At 40.4% G+C, this 20,510-nt stretch carries 26 protein-coding genes and 1 tRNA gene; 19 read left to right on the top strand and 8 right to left on the bottom strand.

Annotated elements, in window-relative coordinates:
• Window positions 1–67 precede the first annotated feature (67 nt).
• Both bfr (GNIT_RS08750) and bfr (GNIT_RS08745) read left to right on the top strand, forming a co-directional pair.
• On the top strand, window positions 68–541 hold the full coding sequence (gene bfr / locus GNIT_RS08750) for a bacterioferritin (RefSeq protein ID WP_014108821.1): 474 nt from the start codon (window positions 68–70) through the stop codon (window positions 539–541).
• Window position 542: 1 nt separating this feature from the next.
• Entirely contained in the window at window positions 543–1,010 is a 468-nt protein-coding gene (gene bfr / locus GNIT_RS08745) for a bacterioferritin (RefSeq protein ID WP_014108820.1), read from the top strand.
• A gap of 1 nt (window position 1,011) precedes the next feature.
• Here bfr (GNIT_RS08745) and GNIT_RS08740 read toward each other — a convergent pair whose 3' ends face one another.
• Window positions 1,012–1,437, bottom strand: a complete 426-nt coding sequence (locus GNIT_RS08740) for a hypothetical protein (RefSeq protein ID WP_014108819.1) — start codon at window positions 1,435–1,437, stop codon at window positions 1,012–1,014.
• Between the two features lie 223 nt (window positions 1,438–1,660).
• On the opposite strand from GNIT_RS08740, the gene ccoN reads away from it, so the two are divergent.
• The 12 genes from ccoN to rssA all read left to right on the top strand — a co-directional run bounded on the left by ccoN (window position 1,661) and on the right by rssA (window position 12,760).
• On the top strand, window positions 1,661–3,094 hold the full coding sequence (gene ccoN / locus GNIT_RS08735; protein ID WP_014108818.1) for a cytochrome-c oxidase, cbb3-type subunit I: 1,434 nt from the start codon (window positions 1,661–1,663) through the stop codon (window positions 3,092–3,094).
• Between the two features lie 11 nt (window positions 3,095–3,105).
• On the top strand, window positions 3,106–3,711 hold the full coding sequence (gene ccoO, locus GNIT_RS08730) for a cytochrome-c oxidase, cbb3-type subunit II (protein ID WP_014108817.1): 606 nt from the start codon (window positions 3,106–3,108) through the stop codon (window positions 3,709–3,711).
• Window positions 3,711–3,884: a cbb3-type cytochrome oxidase subunit 3 gene (locus GNIT_RS08725; protein ID WP_014108816.1), complete on the top strand. Its 174-nt coding sequence runs from the start codon at window positions 3,711–3,713 to the stop codon at window positions 3,882–3,884. Before ccoO ends, GNIT_RS08725 begins: the two co-directional genes overlap by 1 nt.
• A 4-nt stretch (window positions 3,885–3,888) precedes the next feature.
• Window positions 3,889–4,845, top strand: coding sequence for a cytochrome-c oxidase, cbb3-type subunit III (gene ccoP / locus GNIT_RS08720; protein ID WP_014108815.1), 957 nt, complete (start codon window positions 3,889–3,891; stop codon window positions 4,843–4,845).
• A gap of 112 nt (window positions 4,846–4,957) precedes the next feature.
• On the top strand, window positions 4,958–5,449 hold the full coding sequence (locus GNIT_RS08715; RefSeq protein ID WP_014108814.1) for a FixH family protein: 492 nt from the start codon (window positions 4,958–4,960) through the stop codon (window positions 5,447–5,449).
• Window positions 5,450–5,467: 18 nt separating this feature from the next.
• Window positions 5,468–7,876, top strand: coding sequence for a heavy metal translocating P-type ATPase (locus GNIT_RS08710; RefSeq protein WP_014108813.1), 2,409 nt, complete (start codon window positions 5,468–5,470; stop codon window positions 7,874–7,876).
• A 36-nt stretch (window positions 7,877–7,912) separates the two neighbouring features.
• On the top strand, window positions 7,913–8,152 hold the full coding sequence (gene ccoS / locus GNIT_RS08705) for a cbb3-type cytochrome oxidase assembly protein CcoS (RefSeq protein WP_014108812.1): 240 nt from the start codon (window positions 7,913–7,915) through the stop codon (window positions 8,150–8,152).
• Between the two features lie 2 nt (window positions 8,153–8,154).
• Window positions 8,155–8,817 carry a sulfite exporter TauE/SafE family protein gene (locus tag GNIT_RS08700; RefSeq protein ID WP_014108811.1) on the top strand — a complete coding sequence of 221 codons (663 nt, stop codon included), beginning with the start codon at window positions 8,155–8,157 and terminating at the stop codon, window positions 8,815–8,817.
• A 33-nt stretch (window positions 8,818–8,850) separates the two neighbouring features.
• A complete protein-coding gene (gene fnr, locus GNIT_RS08695; RefSeq protein ID WP_014108810.1) occupies window positions 8,851–9,588 on the top strand; it encodes a fumarate/nitrate reduction transcriptional regulator Fnr in 738 nt (245 codons plus the stop codon).
• A gap of 176 nt (window positions 9,589–9,764) precedes the next feature.
• A complete protein-coding gene (gene uspE, locus GNIT_RS08690) occupies window positions 9,765–10,673 on the top strand; it encodes a universal stress protein UspE (protein WP_014108809.1) in 909 nt (302 codons plus the stop codon).
• Window positions 10,674–10,940: 267 nt separating this feature from the next.
• Window positions 10,941–11,840 (top strand): tRNA 2-thiocytidine(32) synthetase TtcA, encoded by a 900-nt coding sequence (gene ttcA / locus GNIT_RS08685; RefSeq protein ID WP_014108808.1) that lies wholly within the window; start codon window positions 10,941–10,943, stop codon window positions 11,838–11,840.
• A gap of 11 nt (window positions 11,841–11,851) precedes the next feature.
• Window positions 11,852–12,760, top strand: coding sequence for a patatin-like phospholipase RssA (rssA, locus tag GNIT_RS08680; protein ID WP_014108807.1), 909 nt, complete (start codon window positions 11,852–11,854; stop codon window positions 12,758–12,760).
• An 8-nt stretch (window positions 12,761–12,768) separates the two neighbouring features.
• On the opposite strand, the gene GNIT_RS08675 is transcribed toward rssA, so the two are convergent.
• The 7 genes from GNIT_RS08675 to GNIT_RS08645 form a co-directional block, all read right to left on the bottom strand.
• Window positions 12,769–13,407 carry a DUF2987 domain-containing protein gene (locus GNIT_RS08675; RefSeq protein ID WP_014108806.1) on the bottom strand — a complete coding sequence of 213 codons (639 nt, stop codon included), beginning with the start codon at window positions 13,405–13,407 and terminating at the stop codon, window positions 12,769–12,771.
• The gene (locus tag GNIT_RS08670; protein WP_014108805.1) at window positions 13,407–14,183 is read right to left on the bottom strand and encodes a glucosaminidase domain-containing protein; all 777 of its coding nucleotides are present in this window, start codon (window positions 14,181–14,183) and stop codon (window positions 13,407–13,409) included. The genes GNIT_RS08675 and GNIT_RS08670 overlap by 1 nt, the downstream gene beginning before the upstream one ends.
• Window positions 14,176–14,889, bottom strand: a complete 714-nt coding sequence (locus GNIT_RS08665; protein ID WP_014108804.1) for a DUF975 family protein — start codon at window positions 14,887–14,889, stop codon at window positions 14,176–14,178. Before GNIT_RS08665 ends, GNIT_RS08670 begins: the two co-directional genes overlap by 8 nt.
• Before the next feature lie 181 nt (window positions 14,890–15,070).
• Window positions 15,071–15,709 carry a LysE family translocator gene (locus tag GNIT_RS08660; RefSeq protein WP_014108803.1) on the bottom strand — a complete coding sequence of 213 codons (639 nt, stop codon included), beginning with the start codon at window positions 15,707–15,709 and terminating at the stop codon, window positions 15,071–15,073.
• On the bottom strand, window positions 15,706–16,626 hold the full coding sequence (locus tag GNIT_RS08655; RefSeq protein ID WP_014108802.1) for a sulfurtransferase: 921 nt from the start codon (window positions 16,624–16,626) through the stop codon (window positions 15,706–15,708). Before GNIT_RS08655 ends, GNIT_RS08660 begins: the two co-directional genes overlap by 4 nt.
• Window positions 16,627–16,881: 255 nt before the next feature.
• Window positions 16,882–17,532, bottom strand: a complete 651-nt coding sequence (locus GNIT_RS18385; protein ID WP_014108801.1) for a PEP-CTERM sorting domain-containing protein — start codon at window positions 17,530–17,532, stop codon at window positions 16,882–16,884.
• A 489-nt stretch (window positions 17,533–18,021) separates the two neighbouring features.
• Window positions 18,022–18,108 (bottom strand) — tRNA-Leu (locus GNIT_RS08645).
• Window positions 18,109–18,335: 227 nt separating this feature from the next.
• Here GNIT_RS08645 and GNIT_RS08640 point away from each other — a divergent pair.
• From GNIT_RS08640 to GNIT_RS08625, 5 genes are all read left to right on the top strand, one after another.
• Window positions 18,336–18,692 carry a hypothetical protein gene (locus tag GNIT_RS08640; RefSeq protein WP_014108800.1) on the top strand — a complete coding sequence of 119 codons (357 nt, stop codon included), beginning with the start codon at window positions 18,336–18,338 and terminating at the stop codon, window positions 18,690–18,692.
• Window positions 18,693–18,694: 2 nt separating this feature from the next.
• Window positions 18,695–18,898, top strand: a complete 204-nt coding sequence (locus tag GNIT_RS08635; protein ID WP_014108799.1) for a hypothetical protein — start codon at window positions 18,695–18,697, stop codon at window positions 18,896–18,898.
• A gap of 171 nt (window positions 18,899–19,069) precedes the next feature.
• Complete coding sequence (locus tag GNIT_RS08630; protein ID WP_014108798.1) at window positions 19,070–20,137, top strand: hypothetical protein; 1,068 nt, start codon at window positions 19,070–19,072, stop codon at window positions 20,135–20,137.
• Window positions 20,134–20,283: a hypothetical protein gene (locus tag GNIT_RS18175; RefSeq protein ID WP_014108797.1), complete on the top strand. Its 150-nt coding sequence runs from the start codon at window positions 20,134–20,136 to the stop codon at window positions 20,281–20,283. Before GNIT_RS08630 ends, GNIT_RS18175 begins: the two co-directional genes overlap by 4 nt.
• Window positions 20,284–20,285: 2 nt before the next feature.
• Window positions 20,286–20,510: a hypothetical protein gene (locus GNIT_RS08625; RefSeq protein WP_014108796.1), complete on the top strand. Its 225-nt coding sequence runs from the start codon at window positions 20,286–20,288 to the stop codon at window positions 20,508–20,510.

The raw sequence follows: 20,510 nt of genomic DNA, 5'->3' as shown, positions 1-20,510 counted from the left end.
AACCTAGCTATAATAGATTTGAAAAGAAAACAACCTGTTCACTATAGTCAGGTAAAGAGGCAGTCAGATGAAAGGTAAACCCGAAGTTATCAAAGTACTGAATGAAGTGCTTACCACTGAACTCACTTCAATAAACCAATATTTTTTGCATGCTCGTATGTATAAAAATTGGGGTTTTGAAGCGCTTAATCAAAAATGCTACAAAAAATCGATCAAGGATATGATACAAGCAGATGAATTGATCGCTCGTATACTATTTCTAGAGGGTCTGCCTAATTTACAAATGCTTGGAAAAATAAATATAGGTGAAGAACCCGTCGAAATGCTGAAGTGTGACGCAGGCTTTCAAACTAAACAAATTCCTCAGATGAAAGATGCGATCGCGCTTTGCGAATTACATTTAGATTTTGTATCTCGAGACCTATTATCTAACATTCTTGAATATGAAGAAGATCATTACGACTGGTTAGATACACAAGCTTATCAAATTGAACAATTGGGAATTCAAAATTACCTCCAATCTCAAGTAGAGGACGATTAATATGCAAGGCAACAAGAATGTAATTGATGGGCTAAATACCCTACTTGGTTATGAGTTAGCGGCAATGGACCAGTACTTTGTGCATTCACAAATGTATCTTGATTGGGGCTTACATAAGCTATACGAGCGCATTAATCACGAGTTTGACGATGAAAAGAGTCACGCGACTAAACTGATAGAGCGGATGTTATTTTTAGGTGGCAAACCCGACATGGAAACTCGCGTTGGCTACAAGGTAGGAAATACGGTTGCTGAAATGCTGCAGAGTGATTTGCGCGTAGAGTATGAAGTTGCCGATAAGTTAAGAACGGTCATTGCAATGTGCGAAAGCGAAAAAGATTTTGTGACGCGAGACATGCTAATGATTCTGCTCGATGATACTGAGATGGACCATGCGCACTGGCTTGAGCAACAACTCGGGCTTATAGAAAGGCTCGGTCTAGCGAATTATCAACAATCTCAAATGTAGTTTATTCGCTGCTAGTATAAAAAACGGCTGAGTATGAATTTACTTGGCCGTTTTTGTCTATAACTTTTATAGTAAGTTGCCAATGCATTGTTTCAAGATTGCAACTTCCTAAAAACGTAACGTAGCGCCCCGCTTCCTCTATGACAGGTGTTTTTCCCATGAACATATTGAGGCCTTCAATCCAAGCTTCGGTTAGTTTAACGTTTGGCGGTAACTCTAAACGAAGTAAAACTTCCTCTTCAGTGACGATCGGCGATAAAAAATTTACAGATATTTCATCATCTCCGTATACAAATGTGCACTTTCCAAGGTTTAAATCACACTTATCTTGCGAGGCACCCGAGCTGTTAACATTTTTATAATATACTCCTGCAAGGCTTATAGCTAAAAGAGCTACGAAGAGTATTAGTGCCTGTTTTGAATACATTTTATCTACTTTATTTACTTTTTATTAACGATTAAATTAGGTTTATTGATGAAGATCAAGACAACCGTAAGTATTATATCTTTTTGTACTTAAAAACATTATGATCCGTATGTAATACCTCAATAGCTTACTTAACTTGTTTCCCTTACTCAACTAGTGAGAGACAGTGGGTTGGCAATATTGCGATTTAGTTATTTTTTCTCTACGCGGAAGATTTATTGATATGAGTGAAACAAGCCAAGTACATCCTGATTACAATTATAAGGTAGTCAGACAATTCACGATAATGACGGTAGTTTGGGGCATTATTGGGATGTCATTGGGGGTATTAATTGCTGCGCAATTATTTGCTCCTGCGCTAAATTTTGATATTCCATGGTTAACTTATTCTCGTCTGCGCCCTCTACACACCAATGCGGTTATTTTTGCATTTGGTGGCAGTGCACTGTTCGCCACTTCGTACTATATTGTGCAGAGAACATCGCAGGTGCGACTCTTTAGTGACAAGCTGGCAGCCTTCACTTTTTGGGGCTGGCAAGCGGTTATTGTAGCGGCTGTAGTGACTTTGCCTCTCGGTTATACGTCTAGCAAAGAGTATGCTGAACTAGAATGGCCAATTGATATCTTAATTACATTGGTTTGGGTTGCTTACATAATTAACTTTTTCGGTACATTGGTTATACGAAAAACATCCCACATTTACGTTGCGAACTGGTTTTTAGGCGCCTTTATGTTGACGGTCGCTGTATTGCACATCGGCAACAGCATGGTCATACCCGTCACTTTCGGTAAATCATATCCAATCTATGCAGGCGCTGTTGATGCGATGATGCAGTGGTGGTACGGACACAATGCAGTAGGTTTCTTCCTAACAGCGGGTTTCTTAGGAATGATGTATTACTTCGTGCCTAAACAAGCTGGCCGCCCTGTTTACTCATATCGTCTATCAATTGTTCACTTCTGGGCGCTTATATCTCTATACATCTGGGCTGGACCTCACCATTTGCATTACACTGCGCTTCCTGATTGGACACAATCTTTGGGTATGGCTATGTCTATCATTCTATTCGTACCCTCTTGGGGCGGAATGATTAACGGCATCATGACGCTCTCAGGTGCTTGGCATAAGTTGAGAACCGACCCAATATTACGTTTCCTTATTGTTTCACTGTCTTTCTATGGTATGTCTACCTTTGAAGGTCCGATGATGGCTATCAAAACGGTAAACGCTCTATCCCATTATACTGACTGGACAGTTGGTCACGTTCACTCAGGTGCGTTAGGTTGGGTAGCCATGGTCACGATCGGCTCTGTATATCACTTGGTCCCAATTTTGTTCGGGCAACCAAAAATGTATAGCACCAAGCTTATCAATGTTCACTTCTGGCTAGCTACAATCGGTGTGGTTCTGTACATCGTTGCAATGTGGATGTCAGGCGTTCTGCAAGGATTGATGTGGAGAGCAGTAAATGCTGACGGCACTCTAACCTACTCTTTTGTGGAGTCATTAGAAGCCTCTAAGCCATTCTACATCGTTCGCTTCATTGGTGGCTTGTTCGTTGTAGCCGGCATGTTAATAATGGCTTACAACTGCTATCGCACAATCCGTGCACCTAAAGAAAGCATTGTAGAAAATACTGCAACCGCTGCGGCATAAGGAGAACGATAATGAAAAATCCACATGAGTTGTTAGAAAAAAACGTTGGTTTATTAACTGTTCTTATTCTAGTCGCAATTAGCTTTGGTGCTATGGCGCAGATCTTACCATTAATGTTTGACCAACAAGCATTAGAGCCAGTTAAGGGCTTGCGTCCATATACCGCCTTAGAGTTGGAAGGTCGTGACATTTACATCCGTGAAGGTTGTGTTGGCTGTCACAGCCAAATGATCCGCCCTTTCCGCTCAGAAACAGAACGCTATGGGCATTACTCAGTAGCCGGTGAATCTGTTTGGGAACGACCCTTCTTATGGGGTTCAAAAAGAACAGGTCCTGATTTAGCGCGAGTTGGCGAACGCTATAGTGATGAATGGCATCGCGTTCACTTGATGAATCCAAGAAACGTAGTACCTGAATCAAATATGCCGGGTTATCCATGGCTAGCTGAGAACACACTTGATGGTAAAGATATCGTCAAAAAAATGGAAGTTAACCGTATGCTAGGTATGCCTTACACAGATGAAGATATTGCAGGTGCTGAAGCTGCAGTAAAAGGCAAAAAGGAAATGGAAGCTTTGATTGCCTACCTACAGCAACTTGGGACTCATTTAAAATAATGGACCAGGGAACTATAGGCAGCATATTTACGGTTATCGTTTTCGTCTCTTTCGTTGGCGTTTGTTATTGGGCATTCAGCAGCCGCAATAAAAAAGGCTTTGATGAGGCAGCAAACTTAGTTTTCGATGACGAAGAAAAGAAAAACTTAAATAAAAAAGATCAGGAGTCTTGAACTTATGAGTATGTTTTGGACAATTTGGATATCAGTAATAACATTAGGTTCAATATTAGGCTGTTACGTTCTTTTACGTTGGTGTTTATCAAATAGCACTGGGGTCAAGGAAGGCGAGTCGATGGGACACGTTTTCGATGGCATAGAAGAGATGAACAACCAATTGCCTCGTTGGTGGACAATATTATTCTACATTTGTATTGTTTGGGGTGTTGCTTACTTACTCTTGTACCCTGGTTTAGGCGGGTATAAAGGGCTTCTTGGTTGGGAAAGTTCTAACCAAGGTGTGCTTTCACTTGAAGAGTCGAAGCTTGCATTGCAAAAAGACATTGAAGACGGTAATTGGAACGAGTATGCCCTGCAGATCAAATATGCAAATGAGAAATTCGATCCCATTTTTGCTGAGTATGCAAAAACACCGGTCGAGCAACTAGCAAAGAATGAAGAAGCTGTGCAAGTTGGCCAACGCTTGTTCTTGCAGAACTGCGCGCAGTGTCATGGATCGAATGCAAAAGGTGCAGCATCAGGTTTCCCTAACCTTACGGACAACGATTGGATATATGGCGGTTCTGGTGACAAGATCAAAGAAACATTAATCTTAGGTCGTCGCGGCGCAATGCCTGGTTGGCTCAACAGCATGGGTGAAGACGGCGTAGCCGAGGTTGTAGCATATACCTTGAGCCTAAGTGGTCGTGACGTTGATCAAGGCTTAAAAGAAGCCGGCAAAGCCAGATTCGTGGTTTGCGCAGCCTGTCACGGAATGGATGGTAAAGGCAATCAAATGATCGGTGCTCCTAACCTGACAGACAATATCTGGTTATATGGCGGCAATCAGAAGACTGTGACTGAAACTCTCTATTATGGGCGCAACGGTGTTATGCCGGCGTTTAAAGAGACGCTTGGTGAAGACAAGGTGCATGTCGTTGCAGCTTATGTTTATAGCCTGTCTCAAATAAAGTAAAAATACGACTCAAAAAGCCTCGTAATGACGAGGCTTTTTTTTACCCAATTCCGTATACTCTCCCACCGACAGCATAGTTAATTCACGCAAGTAAAAAAAGAGTTAAAGCATTATGGAAGAACTAGACGTTAAGCCTTGGTATAAACAGTTTTGGCCTTGGTTTCTAATCTGTATCCCCGTTTCATCATTTATCGTTGGCGGCATTGTAGTCAATTTCGCAACGGATGGTACCAACAGTCTTGTAGTTGATGACTACTACAAAGAAGGCAAATCAATTAATGCTAGATTAGATAAAATTGAGAAAGCAAAATCACTCGGTATCAGCACTAGATTAAACATAACGGACGATGTCATCTCCGTTGAATTTTTATCAGGTGCACCGCAAACCAGAGAGGCATTAAAACTAGATTTTTTTCATGTCACCCTAGAAGAGAGAGATTTTTTTGTGTTGTTAAGTGCCGACGCCAGTGGGATTTACAGAGCTCAAAACGATACCAGCGTAGAAGGAAAATGGCGGTTACGACTTACTCCACTTGACGAGAGTTGGAAGGTTCAAAAAACCATTACCTTACCGACATCGAAAGCGACTAGTTTTAATCCATAATGGCGGTACCCATACTCAATGGCTATTAATATTTCAAAAGGTGATTGCTTTCATTGTGGGCTGCCAAATTTAGAGGGTGACAAATACCCCGTCACTATTCTCAATAATAAACATTATATGTGCTGTCCAGGTTGCCAAGCCGTGGCGAGCACAATTGTCGATAACGGGCTAGAGAGTTACTACGAATTCCGGACTGAACCTGCAGCAAAAGGCGATTCTGCGCTTGACAATACGATGAGTAAACTTGCGGTTTATGACGAGCCGGAACTGCAAGAAGAATTTGTTTTTGATAGCGGTAAAGATAAACAAATTCAGTTAACTGTTGAAGGTATAACGTGCGCGGCCTGTGGTTGGCTTATAGAAAAGCAACTGGCAAAAGTAAGTGGCGTTAAACAGGTTGCTGTTAACGTAGGTGCAAGGCGAGCGATGGTTACATGGAATGATGATGAAATTCATCTTTCACAACTGCTTGGCAAGCTTAAAACTATTGGCTATGAATCACTTCCCTTTCAAGCTGATAAACATGAAGCGTCATTTCAAAATGAACAGAAAAGTTATCTAAAAAAGCTCGGCCTAGCGGGTATCATGACTATGCAGGTGATGATGTTAGCCATGGCTCAATATTTCGATCTCTTCGGCGATATGGATGCTGAAACAACCCGCTATTTCAATTGGGTCAGTCTTGTTTTAACTACCCCTGTTGTTTTGTATTCAGGCAGTGTTTTTTATCTCAGCGCTTTAAAATCCACATTAGCAAAAACGATTAATATGGATATTTCAATTAGCATTGCCATATTATCTACCTATATCGCTGGGATAATCACAATCAATCAAGTTGATGCTGAAGTGTATTTCGAATCAATTTGTATGTTCGTTTTCTTCTTGCTTATTAGTCGCTACTTGGAACAAAGAACGCGTCATAAAGCAAATCAAATATCTTCAAATATGTTAAAGCATATTCCCGTCACCGCATTTAAGTGGGTAGATGGCGAACTGAAGTCCGTGTTAGCTAAGCAGTTACAAGTAAACGACCTAGTACTTGTTAAGGCCGGTGAAATCATCCCAGTGGATGGGGAAATCACTGAAGGACAAGCAACCATTGATGAATCGATGCTAACAGGTGAGTTTGAGTCCGTCGAAAAACAGCAGGGCGCACAGGTATATGGCGGAACAATCAACCAGCTAGGTGTTATTACTATCAGAGTCACTACATCGCTTAAATATGCGATGGTGAATCAAATTTTACGGCTGCAGGAAACGGCATTAGCGAACAAGCCTAAAGTTGCCTTGATGGCTGACAAACTTAGCCGTCACTTCGGTGCGATTGTATTGGCATTTACAGCTATCACTTACACATTTTGGTACTTTCAAGATGGTCCAAATGCATTTTGGATCGCTATTTCTGTGCTCGTTGCTACGTGCCCCTGCGCTCTTGGTTTGGCTACGCCTTCTGCCTTGACGTGTGCAATGGCTAAGTTAAACAAAGGCGGCATATTGCTTAAACGAGCCGATGCACTCGAGCAACTTACTGAAATAACAGACATCGTGTTTGATAAAACGGGTACGCTAACCCGTGGAGAGTTTTCTATCGAAAGAGCTTGGTTTGCTGATGACCAGCAGCGAGATAAACTGCTCTCAATAGCCACAGCATTAGAAATAAGATCCGAACACCCTATTGCAAAAGCCTTTGCAAAACTCAACATAAATACTAAAGACGAGCAAATTGACGATTTTAGCTTAAGCATTGGTAATGGCATTGCAGGTAAGCTTAACGGGCATGTTTATAAACTAGGTTCAGCTAACTTTGTTAATTTAACTGGGTGCCCACCTTTAGCTAATGAGCTTGATAATGCCACAGTGATACTTACTAAAAATGACGCTGTTGTCGCCGCGTTCTGGTTAGTTGACCAAATAAAGAGTGACGTAGCAGCAGTACTGAAGAAATTAAAGCGCTATGACACAAGTATATTAAGTGGTGATAGCGAAAAAAATGTTAGCTTTGTAGCACACAAGTTAGGCATTAATAATAGCTATGCACAATGTACCCCGTCACAAAAGTTAACAACAATAAAGACCATGCAGCAGCAAGGTAAAAAAGTATTGATGCTTGGCGATGGTATTAATGACGCTCCTGTATTAGCGGCAGCGGATGTGTCTTTGGCCGTAGGTAATGCGTCAGACTTAGCGAAAAACGCAGCCGACGTTATTTTGCTTAACGCACGATTGGATTCTCTTTCTTTGGTGTTGGCTATGGCAGACAGAACCCGGCGTAAAATAAAACAGAATATGGTGTGGGCAATTGGGTATAACGTGCTAGTTTTACCACTAGCAATGGCTGGTTTTTTAACGCCTTGGATGGCTGCTCTTGGCATGTCTATTAGTTCCATCATTGTGGTAATTAACTCTACGCGGCTGCTTAAAGATTAAGATAAAACCCTATAGGTAACGGAGTCTATTGAAAGTATGAGTATTATTTATGTGTTGATACCCCTTGCTATCATCATTGTAGGTATCGCGATCGTTGTATTTTTTTGGGCTGTTCGGTCGAATCAATTTGAAGACCTCGATCGCCAAGGCTATAGCATTTTGTTTGATGACGACATCAATACCCAGGATAAAGAAGCTGATCAGAGTATCGTTACACTAAACAAAAGTAATGGCTCCGACAGCAACGAGTCGAAGCCAAGCACTGTCGATAAGTAATAATGGTCGACATTAACTACATAGGAGCTTTCTTAATTGGCATCGCCGGAGGTGTTCATTGCATCGGTATGTGCGGTGGTATTGCCAGTGCATTTTCATTTGCAATTCCTAAAGGGCAATCACAGCTTCCCTATATTTTTTCATACAACCTTGGTCGTATAGTCAGTTACACGATTGCAGGTGCAATTACTGGTTTTATAGGCAGCATTGCAACCGTTAATATTCAATCCGCATTCCCTTTTTTGCAAATTATTAGTATTGTATTTTTGGTTTTATTAGCGCTTTACATCAGCGATTGGTACAAGGGTTTATCTTACTTAGAAAAACTAGGTGGAAGTCTTTGGAGAAAAGTAGCCCCTCTATCCAAAAAACTTATTCCCTTCAAAAACCCATTGTACACTCTACTGTATGGCATGATATGGGGCTGGTTACCCTGTGGTTTGGTTTATTCGGTGCTGACTTGGTCTCTGGCCAGCGAGTCGGCAATGCAAGGTGCGCTTGTAATGTTTTCTTTTGGCGTAGGGACACTCCCTACGCTTTTTGCAGCGAGTTTAGGAGCAAGCTTTTTAGTCCCCATTTTTCAACATAAATTGACTAGGATTACGATCTCTTTGCTGTTGCTTCTATGTTCTTTGGCCTTGACCTTAAACCTAGTTATGAGCTAACTTAACGGCATAATTAACAAGGATGAATAAGTAATGGCAAAAGCCCCCGAACTTTCGATTCACTGTCAAAGTTGTACCTTTAGTCACTTGTGTTTGCCGGTTAGTTTGAACAAAAATGAATTGGAATCGTTAGACGACATTATTGAGCGCAAAAAACCTCTACACAAAAATGATAAATTAGTTCGCCATGGCGATGATTTCCATTCTTTGTACGCTGTACGCTCTGGTTCGTTTAAGTCATACGTTAGCGATAAAGATGGTGTTGAACAAATTATCGGCTTTCATTTCCCTGGCGATATTATTGGCTTTGATGCATTAAAAGACAATAAGCACGGCAGTTCTAGCCAGGCCCTAGAAACGGCTATGGTATGCGAGCTCCCCTACGATACCCTCGACGAGATGTCGGTGAAATTTCCAAAGTTAAGACAGCAAATAATGCGCTTCATGAGTGCGGAAATTAAACATGACCATGATTTAATGATGTTGCTCAGTAAGCGCAGCGCAGAAGAGCGGTTATTGCACTTCTTGAGCCATTTATCGCAGCGCTTTGAAGAAAGAGGCTTTTCTGCAAAACAGTTCAACCTATCCATGACCAGAAATGAAATAGGCAACTACCTTGGCTTAACGGTGGAAACTATCAGTAGATTATTAACCCGCTTTCAAAAAGAAGAATTAATAAAAGTTGATGGCAAATTAATATCCATTATTAATTTTGATGGAATTAGGCAGCGTTTACCCGATATGGAAATTAACTTTACTAACGTTTGTTAGTGCAAATAGTAAACATCTCATGTGCTCTGTTATTTTGGCTCTTTCTGCGCAGAACTTAATAGAGCTAAACTTTTAACTTTTTTCGGCAATTATTTGATCTGCGGCAATAGCTTAACTGGTGTATTGAACAAAAAGCATCCACACTACAAACTTATATATCAGTGTTGGAGAAAATCATGTTTACGTGTAAAAAAATACTCGCTGTTACCGACCCCACCCTCGAACAACAAACTCCGGTGTTGCGTGCGCTGAAATTTGCGCAAAGAACAGACGCTACAATAATCGTGTTTTCCTGTATTTATGATAAATCTTACGATATGACCGCAGTGCTTAACAGCGAAGCACGTGTCAATATGAAAGAGGCCATGGTTGAACAAGAAAGATTAAAGATAGAGGCTCAAATAAAACAACTCAACCTAACAGGTAAAGTTAAGATTGACATAGTTGTTGTGTGGCATAAAAAATTACATGAAGCGGTAATAAATACCTGCAGTGATTATGGTTGTGACCTTATTATAAAAGCGACTAAGAAGCATGGATTACTCTCTTCTAGTTTATTTACTGCTGCAGATTGGCACATTGCTCGAAACTCATCTGTTAACTTACTCTTAGTAAAGTCTCACGAATGGCCACAAAAACCAACTATACTGACTGCAATCGGTGTTTCGGCTAAAGATGATGAACATGTATTCTTGAGTGATAAAGTGGCTGAAACAGCATATGAGTTATCTCAGCTACTTGATGCGAATCTTCATTTTGCCAACTCATATGCTGGTGCACCGGTCCAAGTAACGGTCGAAGTACCTAGTTTTTCTCCCGAAATTTACAATAAAACGGTGCAAGAAAGACATACTACACAATTAAATACACTGGCTGAGAAATACAAGGTCAACGATACTAATATACATGTGCAGGAAGGATTACCCGAAGATATGATCCCAGCCATTTGCCAGCAATATAAAGCCGACCTCGTAGTTATTGGCTCAGTTGGAAGAAAAGGATTAACCGCCGCACTCCTAGGTAATACAGCGGAGCTTATTATTGACTCAGTTGATTGCGATACCTTGATTGTAAAAACAAATTAAATTCAGTTGATATTAGCAAGAGCCAAGCTTATGCCAGAAAATTAAGCTATTGCGACCTAGGCAGAAGCTTTCTCTACTCGCTTTCTCAACTAAATACTTAAAGCGTTTAACTTAACGCCTCTTTGTTAATTGCTTACCAAGCTCACAAGCATTAAAATGACACCCATCGAAAAACGCCATATTTTTTTGTATTCTATGGAAGCATACACAGACCAGCGTTTTTATTTTGAATGAATTGACCCAGCTTATGGGTTGTCGGAATGCATAATGAGTGAAGAAACAGGCTTTAACCAAAAGCTAAAATACAGTAACGATAAATTAGCAAAAAAAATACGTAGAAACGTTGGCAAAGCTATAGACGACTACAACATGATAGAGGATGGGGATGTTGTGATGGCCGCCATAAGTGGTGGGAAGGATTCATTTGCCATGTTGGATATTTTGCTCAGTCTGAAAAAATCAGCTCCCATTCATTTTGATGTTATTGCAGTCAACTTAGACCAAAAACAACCCGGCTTTCCAGAGCATGTCTTACCTAACTACCTAGAATCAAAAAATATCCCCTACTACATTATCGATAAAGACACATATTCAGTTGTGAAAGCTAAGATTGACGAAGGTAAAACCACCTGTGGTTTGTGTTCTCGACTTCGTCGTGGCAGTTTATATTCGTTTGCGGAGAGCATAGGCGCAACTAAAATTGCACTTGGGCACCATATGGATGATATGGTTGAAACAACTTTTTTAAACATGTTTTATGGTGCCAAATTAAAATCAATGCCTCCTAAACTACTGTCTGACGATAAGCGAAACATTGTCATTAGACCCATGGCATACTGCCGAGAAAAAGATATTGTTCGATTCGCTGAGCTCAATGAATACCCCATAATTCCGTGCAATCTGTGCGGTTCTCAAGAAAATTTACAGCGTCAAAATATTAAAGCGATGCTCACTGATTGGGACAAAAAAACGCCGGGCAGAATAGAGAATTTATTTAAATCTTTTCAAAATATCAGTCCAAGTCAGATGGCAGATAAGCAGTTATTCGATTTTGACACATTAACGATAGACCGCAGTGCACCAAAGAAAGAATATAAATTCAATAGTGAAGAAATTTCATCGACCAATATCGATGATTCACTTGTGATACAAATTGCAAATATATAACAAGGAATAATATGAAAATTGGACTTGCACTAGGTGCTGGTGCTGCGAGAGGCTGGGCTCACATTGGCATCATAAGGGCCTTGCAAAAAGCTGGCGTTCAGATAGATATTGTCGCGGGTTGTTCAATTGGAGCATATGTAGGCGCTGCTTTTGCAAGTGGAAAACTTGATGAGCTGGAAGCTTGGGCAAATACATTAACCGAATGGCAAGTGTTTAAGCTACTGGGTGTCGGTTTTCGACGTGGTGGACTTGCTAGCGGACAAAAGGTATTTGACAAACTAAGAGAAGATTTTTGTGCTTCTACCTTTGAAGAAATGAACTTGCCTTTTGCTTGTGTAGCCACTGATCTTTACTCTGGTAAAGAGGTTGTTTTTAATCAAGGTGAAGTTGGTGATTCTATTCAAGCATCGTGCGCAATACCTGCATTATTTAGCCCCGTAGAACATAATGGTCGCTGGTTAGTTGATGGCGCCGTCGTGAACCCTGTTCCTGTGAATCAATGCAGACATATGGGCGCTGATTTTGTTATTGCTGTCAATTTGAGCGCAGACTTCCGTCCACGCCTTATTGAAACTTGTGAACGTGAGCACGAAGAAAACCAAAGAAAAACGGATGAAATGCTAGATAGAGCAAGCGATGGCTTTATAAAGAAATGGTTTTCACCAGACACTAAACCGAATAAAAGAACGCCTCCGGGGATTGTAGGTGTTATGAGTAGTTCATTAGAAATACTGCAAGCTAGAGTAACTCGGTCTCGACTCGCTGGTGAGCCGCCCGATATTTTAATTGAACCTCAACTGCATGATGTCGGGATACTTGAATTTCATCGCGCAATTGAGGTTGCAGAGAAGGGAAATCAAGCCGTTGAGCGCCTAGCGCATCAAATTGCGTATCAATTAAATATTGTGAAAGAAACTTAATTCCTAGACTACTTGCTGGCCATAGCCGTTATGCGTAACGGTATGGTTTGCAGTTTCAGCCCCTTTTTACGTTCAAACCATTCATCATCCAACATCAGTGTACCTGCATTGACCATCTCGCCTGTTTTGGTGGCTTCACGTAAGTCTTGGTCGCTAAATTGAAACATCAATCCCTTGACCGTTGGCATCATAAAGGATAGAAAGCTGCCCATCTCGTTAAAAAATGCTTCGTACTGTTCGTAAATAAACTGCATTTCTTCGAACGTATACTCTGCTTTTAAAAACTCTGGCTTTGTTTCAAGTTGAACGGAAATGTCGCACTGATTTGAAGGCTCTTTAAAATCAATCACAACAAACGCATCCGCCAAACTAAGGGCTTTTTCAGATTGTATAGTGAAGCGGTTCTCTGCCGTAACCGTAAGGGGGAGCTGAACTTTTTGTGTGCTTATTCGTGCTTTATTTATTGTGCATAGCTCACCGGTGCCAACATGCTTAAACCCAAAAGCAAACTGCAGGGCCTGAGTGTCTTCATTATCTAACTTTTTAACGTGACTATAAAATGTCTTGTAACTTACTTCTACTTCATCAGCATAAGCTACTTGCGTCAGTAACATTGCTAAAACTACCAATAAGATAGGTTTTTGCATTACATCAAATCCTTATTAACTCTAATCATTTGTTTTAATTCCACTACGTAATCGTCGCCGCGCTCTGAATACTTCGTTAGCCCTTCAGTTAGTGCAACAGCTGAAATCGGCTGCATTTTATTCCGCAACTGTTTTCTAATTGCGCGCATTTCTCGATAAGCGTCATGCCTATTCAAATTGCGCATATATGTATACATAGCCCTTGATAGATTATTAAACTTTGCTACCTCATGTACCGAACCATCATTACGACGTTTGGGCACAAAACCACAGCCTTCTTTAAAACACCAAAGACCAAAGAAATTGTAACCTTTGCGAGCAAAGCGTGATGTTCCCCAGGCTGATTCATTCGCAGTTTGGACCAACACCAACTCTACAGGAATAATATCAACCCTAGTTAATAGCTTATCAAATACGGGCTCTAGGCTTTTGTCTACGTCGACACGATATTCATCGGCGAGCCAATTGAGCTCTTGCATTTGTTTCTCAGTTATCATTTCGCCGGATATATATTTTGCCCTCAAGCCATGAATGAATTCTCGTTGTACTAAAATATGATTGTTTTGTGCTTCAACGGCTGGCTTTAAATAACTAAAAAATGCTCTCTTTTTTTCCGTCGTGATTTCATATTGGCTAAAGTCTGGGATGGGCTTTTTAGCCGATTCACTCTGCGGGATTTTTTGTATAACCGATTGCTCTGGTTGTAATGAATATACACCAAACAGCACTAAAACAAGAACGATGACGGCAATCGAAATAATTTTCAATTTATGCATCAAAATGCGTTTCCTCGGAGTTGCCAGCTTGTGTTTGAGGGGCCTCAACGTTGGTTCCAAACAAGTCATTATATAAAATGCCGATAACGTTGTAATAAAGAGGCAACACCCAAATAAATGCTAAACCAAAGGTTAGCATGCCGATCACGAACAAGACTAAGAAAATAGCGAATAAGACGGTAAGTTGCAATAAATACTGGTTACACATTTGAATCGAGGTTTTTATTGCAAGAAACGGTCTTAGCTGTTTATCCGCTATTAAAAGTTTCGCAAAGATGGTAGTAATAAAAATGTAAATTGCGGGCAAAATAAACAGCGTCATACCCACTTGGGTAAGCAAGGATATAATCAACTCTGCTGTGGCTAGCCAGAGTATAAAGGGGACGTACATAAACAAACTAATAACATTAATCGCTTGTTTTCGTTCAGTTTTAACCGCCAGCATACCCATCCCGGCCATCAGCGGTGACAATAAAACTGTCAATAACATATTAAAGAAATACGTTTCAGTTTGCATGGCTTCAAGTTGAGCCACTGTTTCTATCTCATAGATGTTGAAGAAAGCCACGAATGCAGCAAGCCCGATAAAAAGCAAAATAAACATGCAGCGAAGCATAACTGGTAAGTTTTGCTTGGTCGCGATGTTCCCTCGTTCAAAAAGGCTTTTAATATCTAAAGTATAATTTTGTTTTGGTACTTTATTCATTGAGACTTAATTTTCCACGTTAATTAGGTAACGCCACTAATTTTAAATTAGAACCACATACTCACCACATATTTTACGTATGAATTACGTCATTTTACAGATTTATTCATCGTTCCCATAGAACAAGTACACACCATTTGCCGTGACGAAGTATACTAAAAAATGTAAAGAGGTTCTCTAATCAACTGGTGACAACAAGGAATAAAGCCATGATTATGAGAACAACTCCCATAATACGGTCAAAGATGTAGCCATTTAGCTCATAAAACGCACGTACTTTTCGATGCGTAATGACAACAGATAGAAATATAAACCATGCGGCAGTGGCAACAGCCATATATAAGCCATAGATAATTTTATGTGATAAAAGCGTTTCTGATGATATTGCTACCGTGAAAACAGACAAAAAGAATAACGTGGCTTTCGGGTTTAGACCGTTAGTGATGAAACCTATCATAAATGATTTTATCAAGCTTTTTTGTGGGACAGGCACAGCCGATAGTTTGGCCTGGCCATGCGGTTGACTCTTTAAAGCACTGATACCAATCCATGCTAAATAAGCAGCGGCCAGATATAGCAGTATATTTAGCAACCACGGAGTGGTCTTAATTATTAAGCCTATTCCAATCAGAGAATAAGTAACATGCAACAGTATGCCAGTACCAATACCAATACTGGTGGATATTGCAGCCGCTCTTCCCTGCTGCATACTTTGCTTAAGTACAACAGCAAAGTCGGGCCCAGGACTTGCTACAGCAAAAAAGTGAATAACAGCGATTGAGAAGAGTTCTAACCAGTTAAATGCTATGACTTCAGTCATACACCCACCTCGATGGGCAATGTCTGACTGGCGCCCCACTCTGACCAACTAGCATCATAGACTTTAACGCGAGGCGCTCCTAAAGAATAGGCAGCTTGTGCAACAATGCAGGCTGTTACGCCACTACCACAACTTATTATCATTTCATTCTTGAGATTAATATTATTGTCCTCAAACATGTCTGTTAATTCGTCAGAGGATTTAAACTTGCCTGCATGCTGCAAACTTGCATAGTGTATATTCACAGAAGTAGGTATATGTCCCGACCTCATACTAGCCCTTGGTTCGGACTCAATGCCTGCATAACGTCCAAAACTTCTTGCGTCAATCAGTTGAGACCTATTTGTTTTGCCTGTCTGCAGGGTAATCGTAGTTGAAGCTTTAGATGCGGGTACTAATAAACATGCGGACAATGCAGTACAAATATAGTCTGCATCGACAAAGGAATAATTAAGCGATGCTTTCAACTGAACGTTGGACTCAATGTTGGGACTTATTAGAGAGCTTTCCGTTTTATAACCACACTTAATCCATTGGGGTAACCCGCCGTCCAACGTTTTAACATTCGTAAAGCCCATAGATAAGAGCATAAACCAAGCCCTTGACGCACAAAAATTACCAAAGTCGTCATAAACCACAATCTCGTCGTCTACGTTCAGTCCGAGCTTTTGAGCCGAAACTTGAAAGGCACTAAGAGATGGCATCATATTGCTAAACGAATTTTGTTTATTCACAAAGTCATTTTCGAAATCGAACAACAAAGATTTTGGTATATACAACGAAACATCTTCTCGCTTCAAATCAGGCTTTGACGTAGGTGCGTTTGCCATGGTTGTGAACAGTATTTTTATACTAGACGTGTTTTTAGACTCAATTTTTTTAAATAAGTCATGACACGAAATAATGGTGGATATCATGATGTAAGAAAACCAATAATGTTATTCGAAAAAACATGGGATAATTAAAACATTAATTTGTTATACATAACAGGTTGCTAAAAAATTATAAGTGCCGGGGCCTGAACATCACTATCTTTAGGGTATTGAAAGCGATGCATTATCACTGATTTGATTGCGCGCAATAGCAGTCCTGAGGATAGTTACTTTTAGCAGATGACAGAAATAAAAAAAGCACCTACCGAATGGCAGGTGCTTTCAGAAAAATTAATAAATTTATTTTTTGAAGCGACGCGCGCCTAAACCAATTAAACCTAATGCTAGGATGGCTAATGTTGATGGTTCTGGGACCTCATGTAGAGCATAACCATTTAGAACAGCTCTTCCTGGTTGATTATTAGGACCGTCGAATCCGACAAATAAAGTCTCTGCTTCGGCAGTAAACCTTACAATTAAGTTTACAGCATTTGGCTGCCAATTTTTTAACGAGAAGTCAGACCCTAACAGCGAAACAAAAATGTCGTTACCAGTAGAGTTTTTGTCATTTGAGAACAGTAATTGTAATCTATAGCTGTTACCGATCGTTAGACCGTCTAACGTGAACCCAAGACTCCCGAAACCAGATGCGTAAACCAATTCATCTAAAAGTGCTTCTAGATCAGTATTGAAATTATCATTAGAAAAATTTCCAGAACCATCTGTCCAACCTGCGCTCAATGCAGATTCGTCTGAGCCGAACAAGACACCGTTTATTGTTACAGGGTTATTGCGAGCCCCTAGATTATTAGCTTCGATTAATGAACCATCATTTAAAACGCTAATTTCGCCCGTTATAGAAGTTTGTAAAAAGATTGGAACAGCGTGAGCGGGAACTGTTAGCCCGATTGATAGAACTAAGAAACCGAATAGTGTTTTTGTAATTTTCATTTCTGTAAACTTATGGAGTTGTAATAGCCTTGTTAAGCAAGTTTTACGCCAAAAATTAAAACCAATATTTATCAATACTTTAAAGCTAATACTTGTTTGTTTTATTTAGCCTATGTAAAAAAAGCTGACACAGAAGTGTTTGAATTTTATCCAATTATGGAACAATACAAAACCGAATGCCGAACAACCGTATCATTTAAAACCGTCCATTTGTCCTATTTCGTCGCCCCAAGCCGAGAATCGCTCATTGTCGCCCCCTCCGGTTAAATAGCAATAATTCGGATAATGCCAACGCTTGCGCTAAATTGGCTCGCAGAACCTGATCGTTGGGATGGCCTAAAGCGCCAAAATTCGTTTTGAACGTTAGATTTAATTAATTAGGGAAGTATGGCGTTGATACAAAAAACATTGAATGTGTCATCATGAGATTTTCTATTGATACATGTTTGACGCGTATCTTATTATCATAGTAACAACTATCTTTGGAAGTGGTGCCCGGGGCCGGACTTGAACCGGCACACTCTTACGAGCGAGGGATTTTAAATCCCTTGTGTCTACCAATTTCACCACCCGGGCACTGATGCTGCGACTTAATTAACTAGCATTAAGTGGAGGCGGAACCCGTCCACATATAGCGTAGTTAACTAGCTGATAATTAATAGGTATTTGTGTTTACTAAATACCCTGTACCAACTAAAGTACCAACAGAACGTAGGTGAACGTCTGCGGAACGAGGAGCATTATACATACAGAAATGTACTGTGCAACAATAAATTTAAACAATTAAACTAAGTGAGTAAATTATGGGCAGCATGGTAGATGTATTCGTTAACACGAAGAAACATAATGTAATGCAAGACACATGGGGCCACATGTATCCAGAGCCAGGTTCTAAGCATGAGGGCTACATTGTGTTAGCTCATGGTGATTATGGCGGCACAACGATACTGGAGTACTCATTTGGCGATCTATGCGGAAGCCCACAGGTTGCAGAATTAGTTGCTACCTCTATGAGCATGTATGAATGGACAAATGGACTTTACCGATTAGATTGTTCGCTTTGGTTTTTTAAGAACTCAAGTAACCTCTATCTAACAAACGATAGCATCGGTCGGATCATAAAACCGAAGCTTACTACCCTATACACTTTTGAGGTCTAAACATGCTTTATTGGTTTGAAGAAGAAAACATACTCTGTGATAAATATGGAGAAGAATATTCGGTCATCAACGGAGGTTGGCGTTTTAAAATCAGAAATGGAAACTCAGTCTTAAGTTCTGGTGAAATTATTCATCGTGGAATTAGTGAACCACTCAAATTAACAAGAGAAGAATTTGATGAACGCCATCCTGAATTTGGTTATTAAATTCTGTCTCTCACCTATTTTGTTAATCATGTTAAAACTGTATGAGTCCCTAATAGAGATCCATAAACCCATTGTATATACTTATATTACTTAATTTATATTGTAATCTATTAGTTAAAGTACCATAATATGTACCATATAATTAAGTAGTAACAAGCCACCGCTGACGCTATGGGCTTGACTAGATCAACTGTTGGTGATTCTGTTCTCAGGGTTAAGAAGTATGCTGCTTTGCGTGGCTATGCCCCTGAACATGACATGATGCATTACACACCTGATACCCATTACGTTAAGGGTGTATCAACAAGATACAACGCAGAAGGCCAAGTTGCCGGACAGTGGGTAAAAACAGATGTAAACAAAGAAGACAGTATCGCTTTAATGCAGGCAGTTATTGACGGCTTAGTTAAAGATATGCCGGTCTACAAACCAACTAATAAAATCATACATGGATCATCCGATCTAATGGCGGTATATCCACTTGGTGACCCGCATATTGGAATGTTAGCACTAGCTGATGAAGCGGGTGAAGACTGGGATATTGCCAAGGCCAGAGAAGTATTCATAGGAATATTCACTCGACTGGTATTAACAGCTCCTCCTTGTAAACAATCAGTGATCGTAAACTTAGGTGATTACTTCCATGCAGATAACATCGCAGGGACTACTACCCGTTCAGGACACCCATTAGACACAGACAAGAACTTTCTTACTATGGCTGATGTTGGTGTAGAAATCTTATTACACATGATCATGGCAGCACTAGAGCACCATGAGACAGTACGTGTGATCAATGCAATCGGTAACCATGATGATACTGGCTCAATGTTCCTTCAAGTAACACTGAAGCACATGTTCAAAAACGAACCAAGAGTCATCATTGATGTAACCGCTAATCCTTATAACTTTGTGCGGTTCGGTAAGTGCTTCTTCGGAGTGCATCACGGACATACGACAAAGGCTGACAAGCTTCCGCTTGTTATGGCGACTGATAAACCGCAAGACTGGGGCGAAACCCAGTTTAGATATTGGTACACAGGCCACATTCACCACGACACTTTAAAAGAATACAACGGTTGTACTGTTGAATCCTTCCGTACACTCGCAGCCAAAGATTCTTATGCATCATGGGGCGGATACAGATCAGGACAAGACAGCAAAGCTATTGTACTTCATAAGGACTTTGGTGAGGTGGAACGACACACAGTAAACATCGCGCAACTAGGAAGTAAATTATGAAAACCAAAGAAGAAATTGAAACAGCTCGTGACAATGTGCAAGAAAATGAACCCAGTAAATACCCAGGCATGACCTATGAACAAGGTGTTGCTGATGCGTTAGATTGGGCTGCTGGTCATGTAGCAGATGACGAGTTCGAGTACTAATTATGCAATTAGACACACTGATTGAACAACTCACAGAAATGCAAGCCATCCATGGTGGCGAAATGGAAGTTAGGGTCAATGCTGATCATGGTCAAACCGCTATGGCAGCAACATACGTTAGTGCTGCTTATATCGACCAAGATACTTACATGCCTGAAAGCATAAACGATGGTGATTTGGAAGAGTTCCCAGATGCCATCCAAGTTATCGAAATACAGGGGTACTAG

The organism is Glaciecola nitratireducens FR1064, from assembly GCF_000226565.1.
Lineage (GTDB): Bacteria > Pseudomonadota > Gammaproteobacteria > Enterobacterales > Alteromonadaceae > Glaciecola > Glaciecola nitratireducens.
The sequence above is the reverse complement of the archived record's forward strand: the minus strand, read 5'-3'. Positions and strand labels throughout refer to the sequence as shown.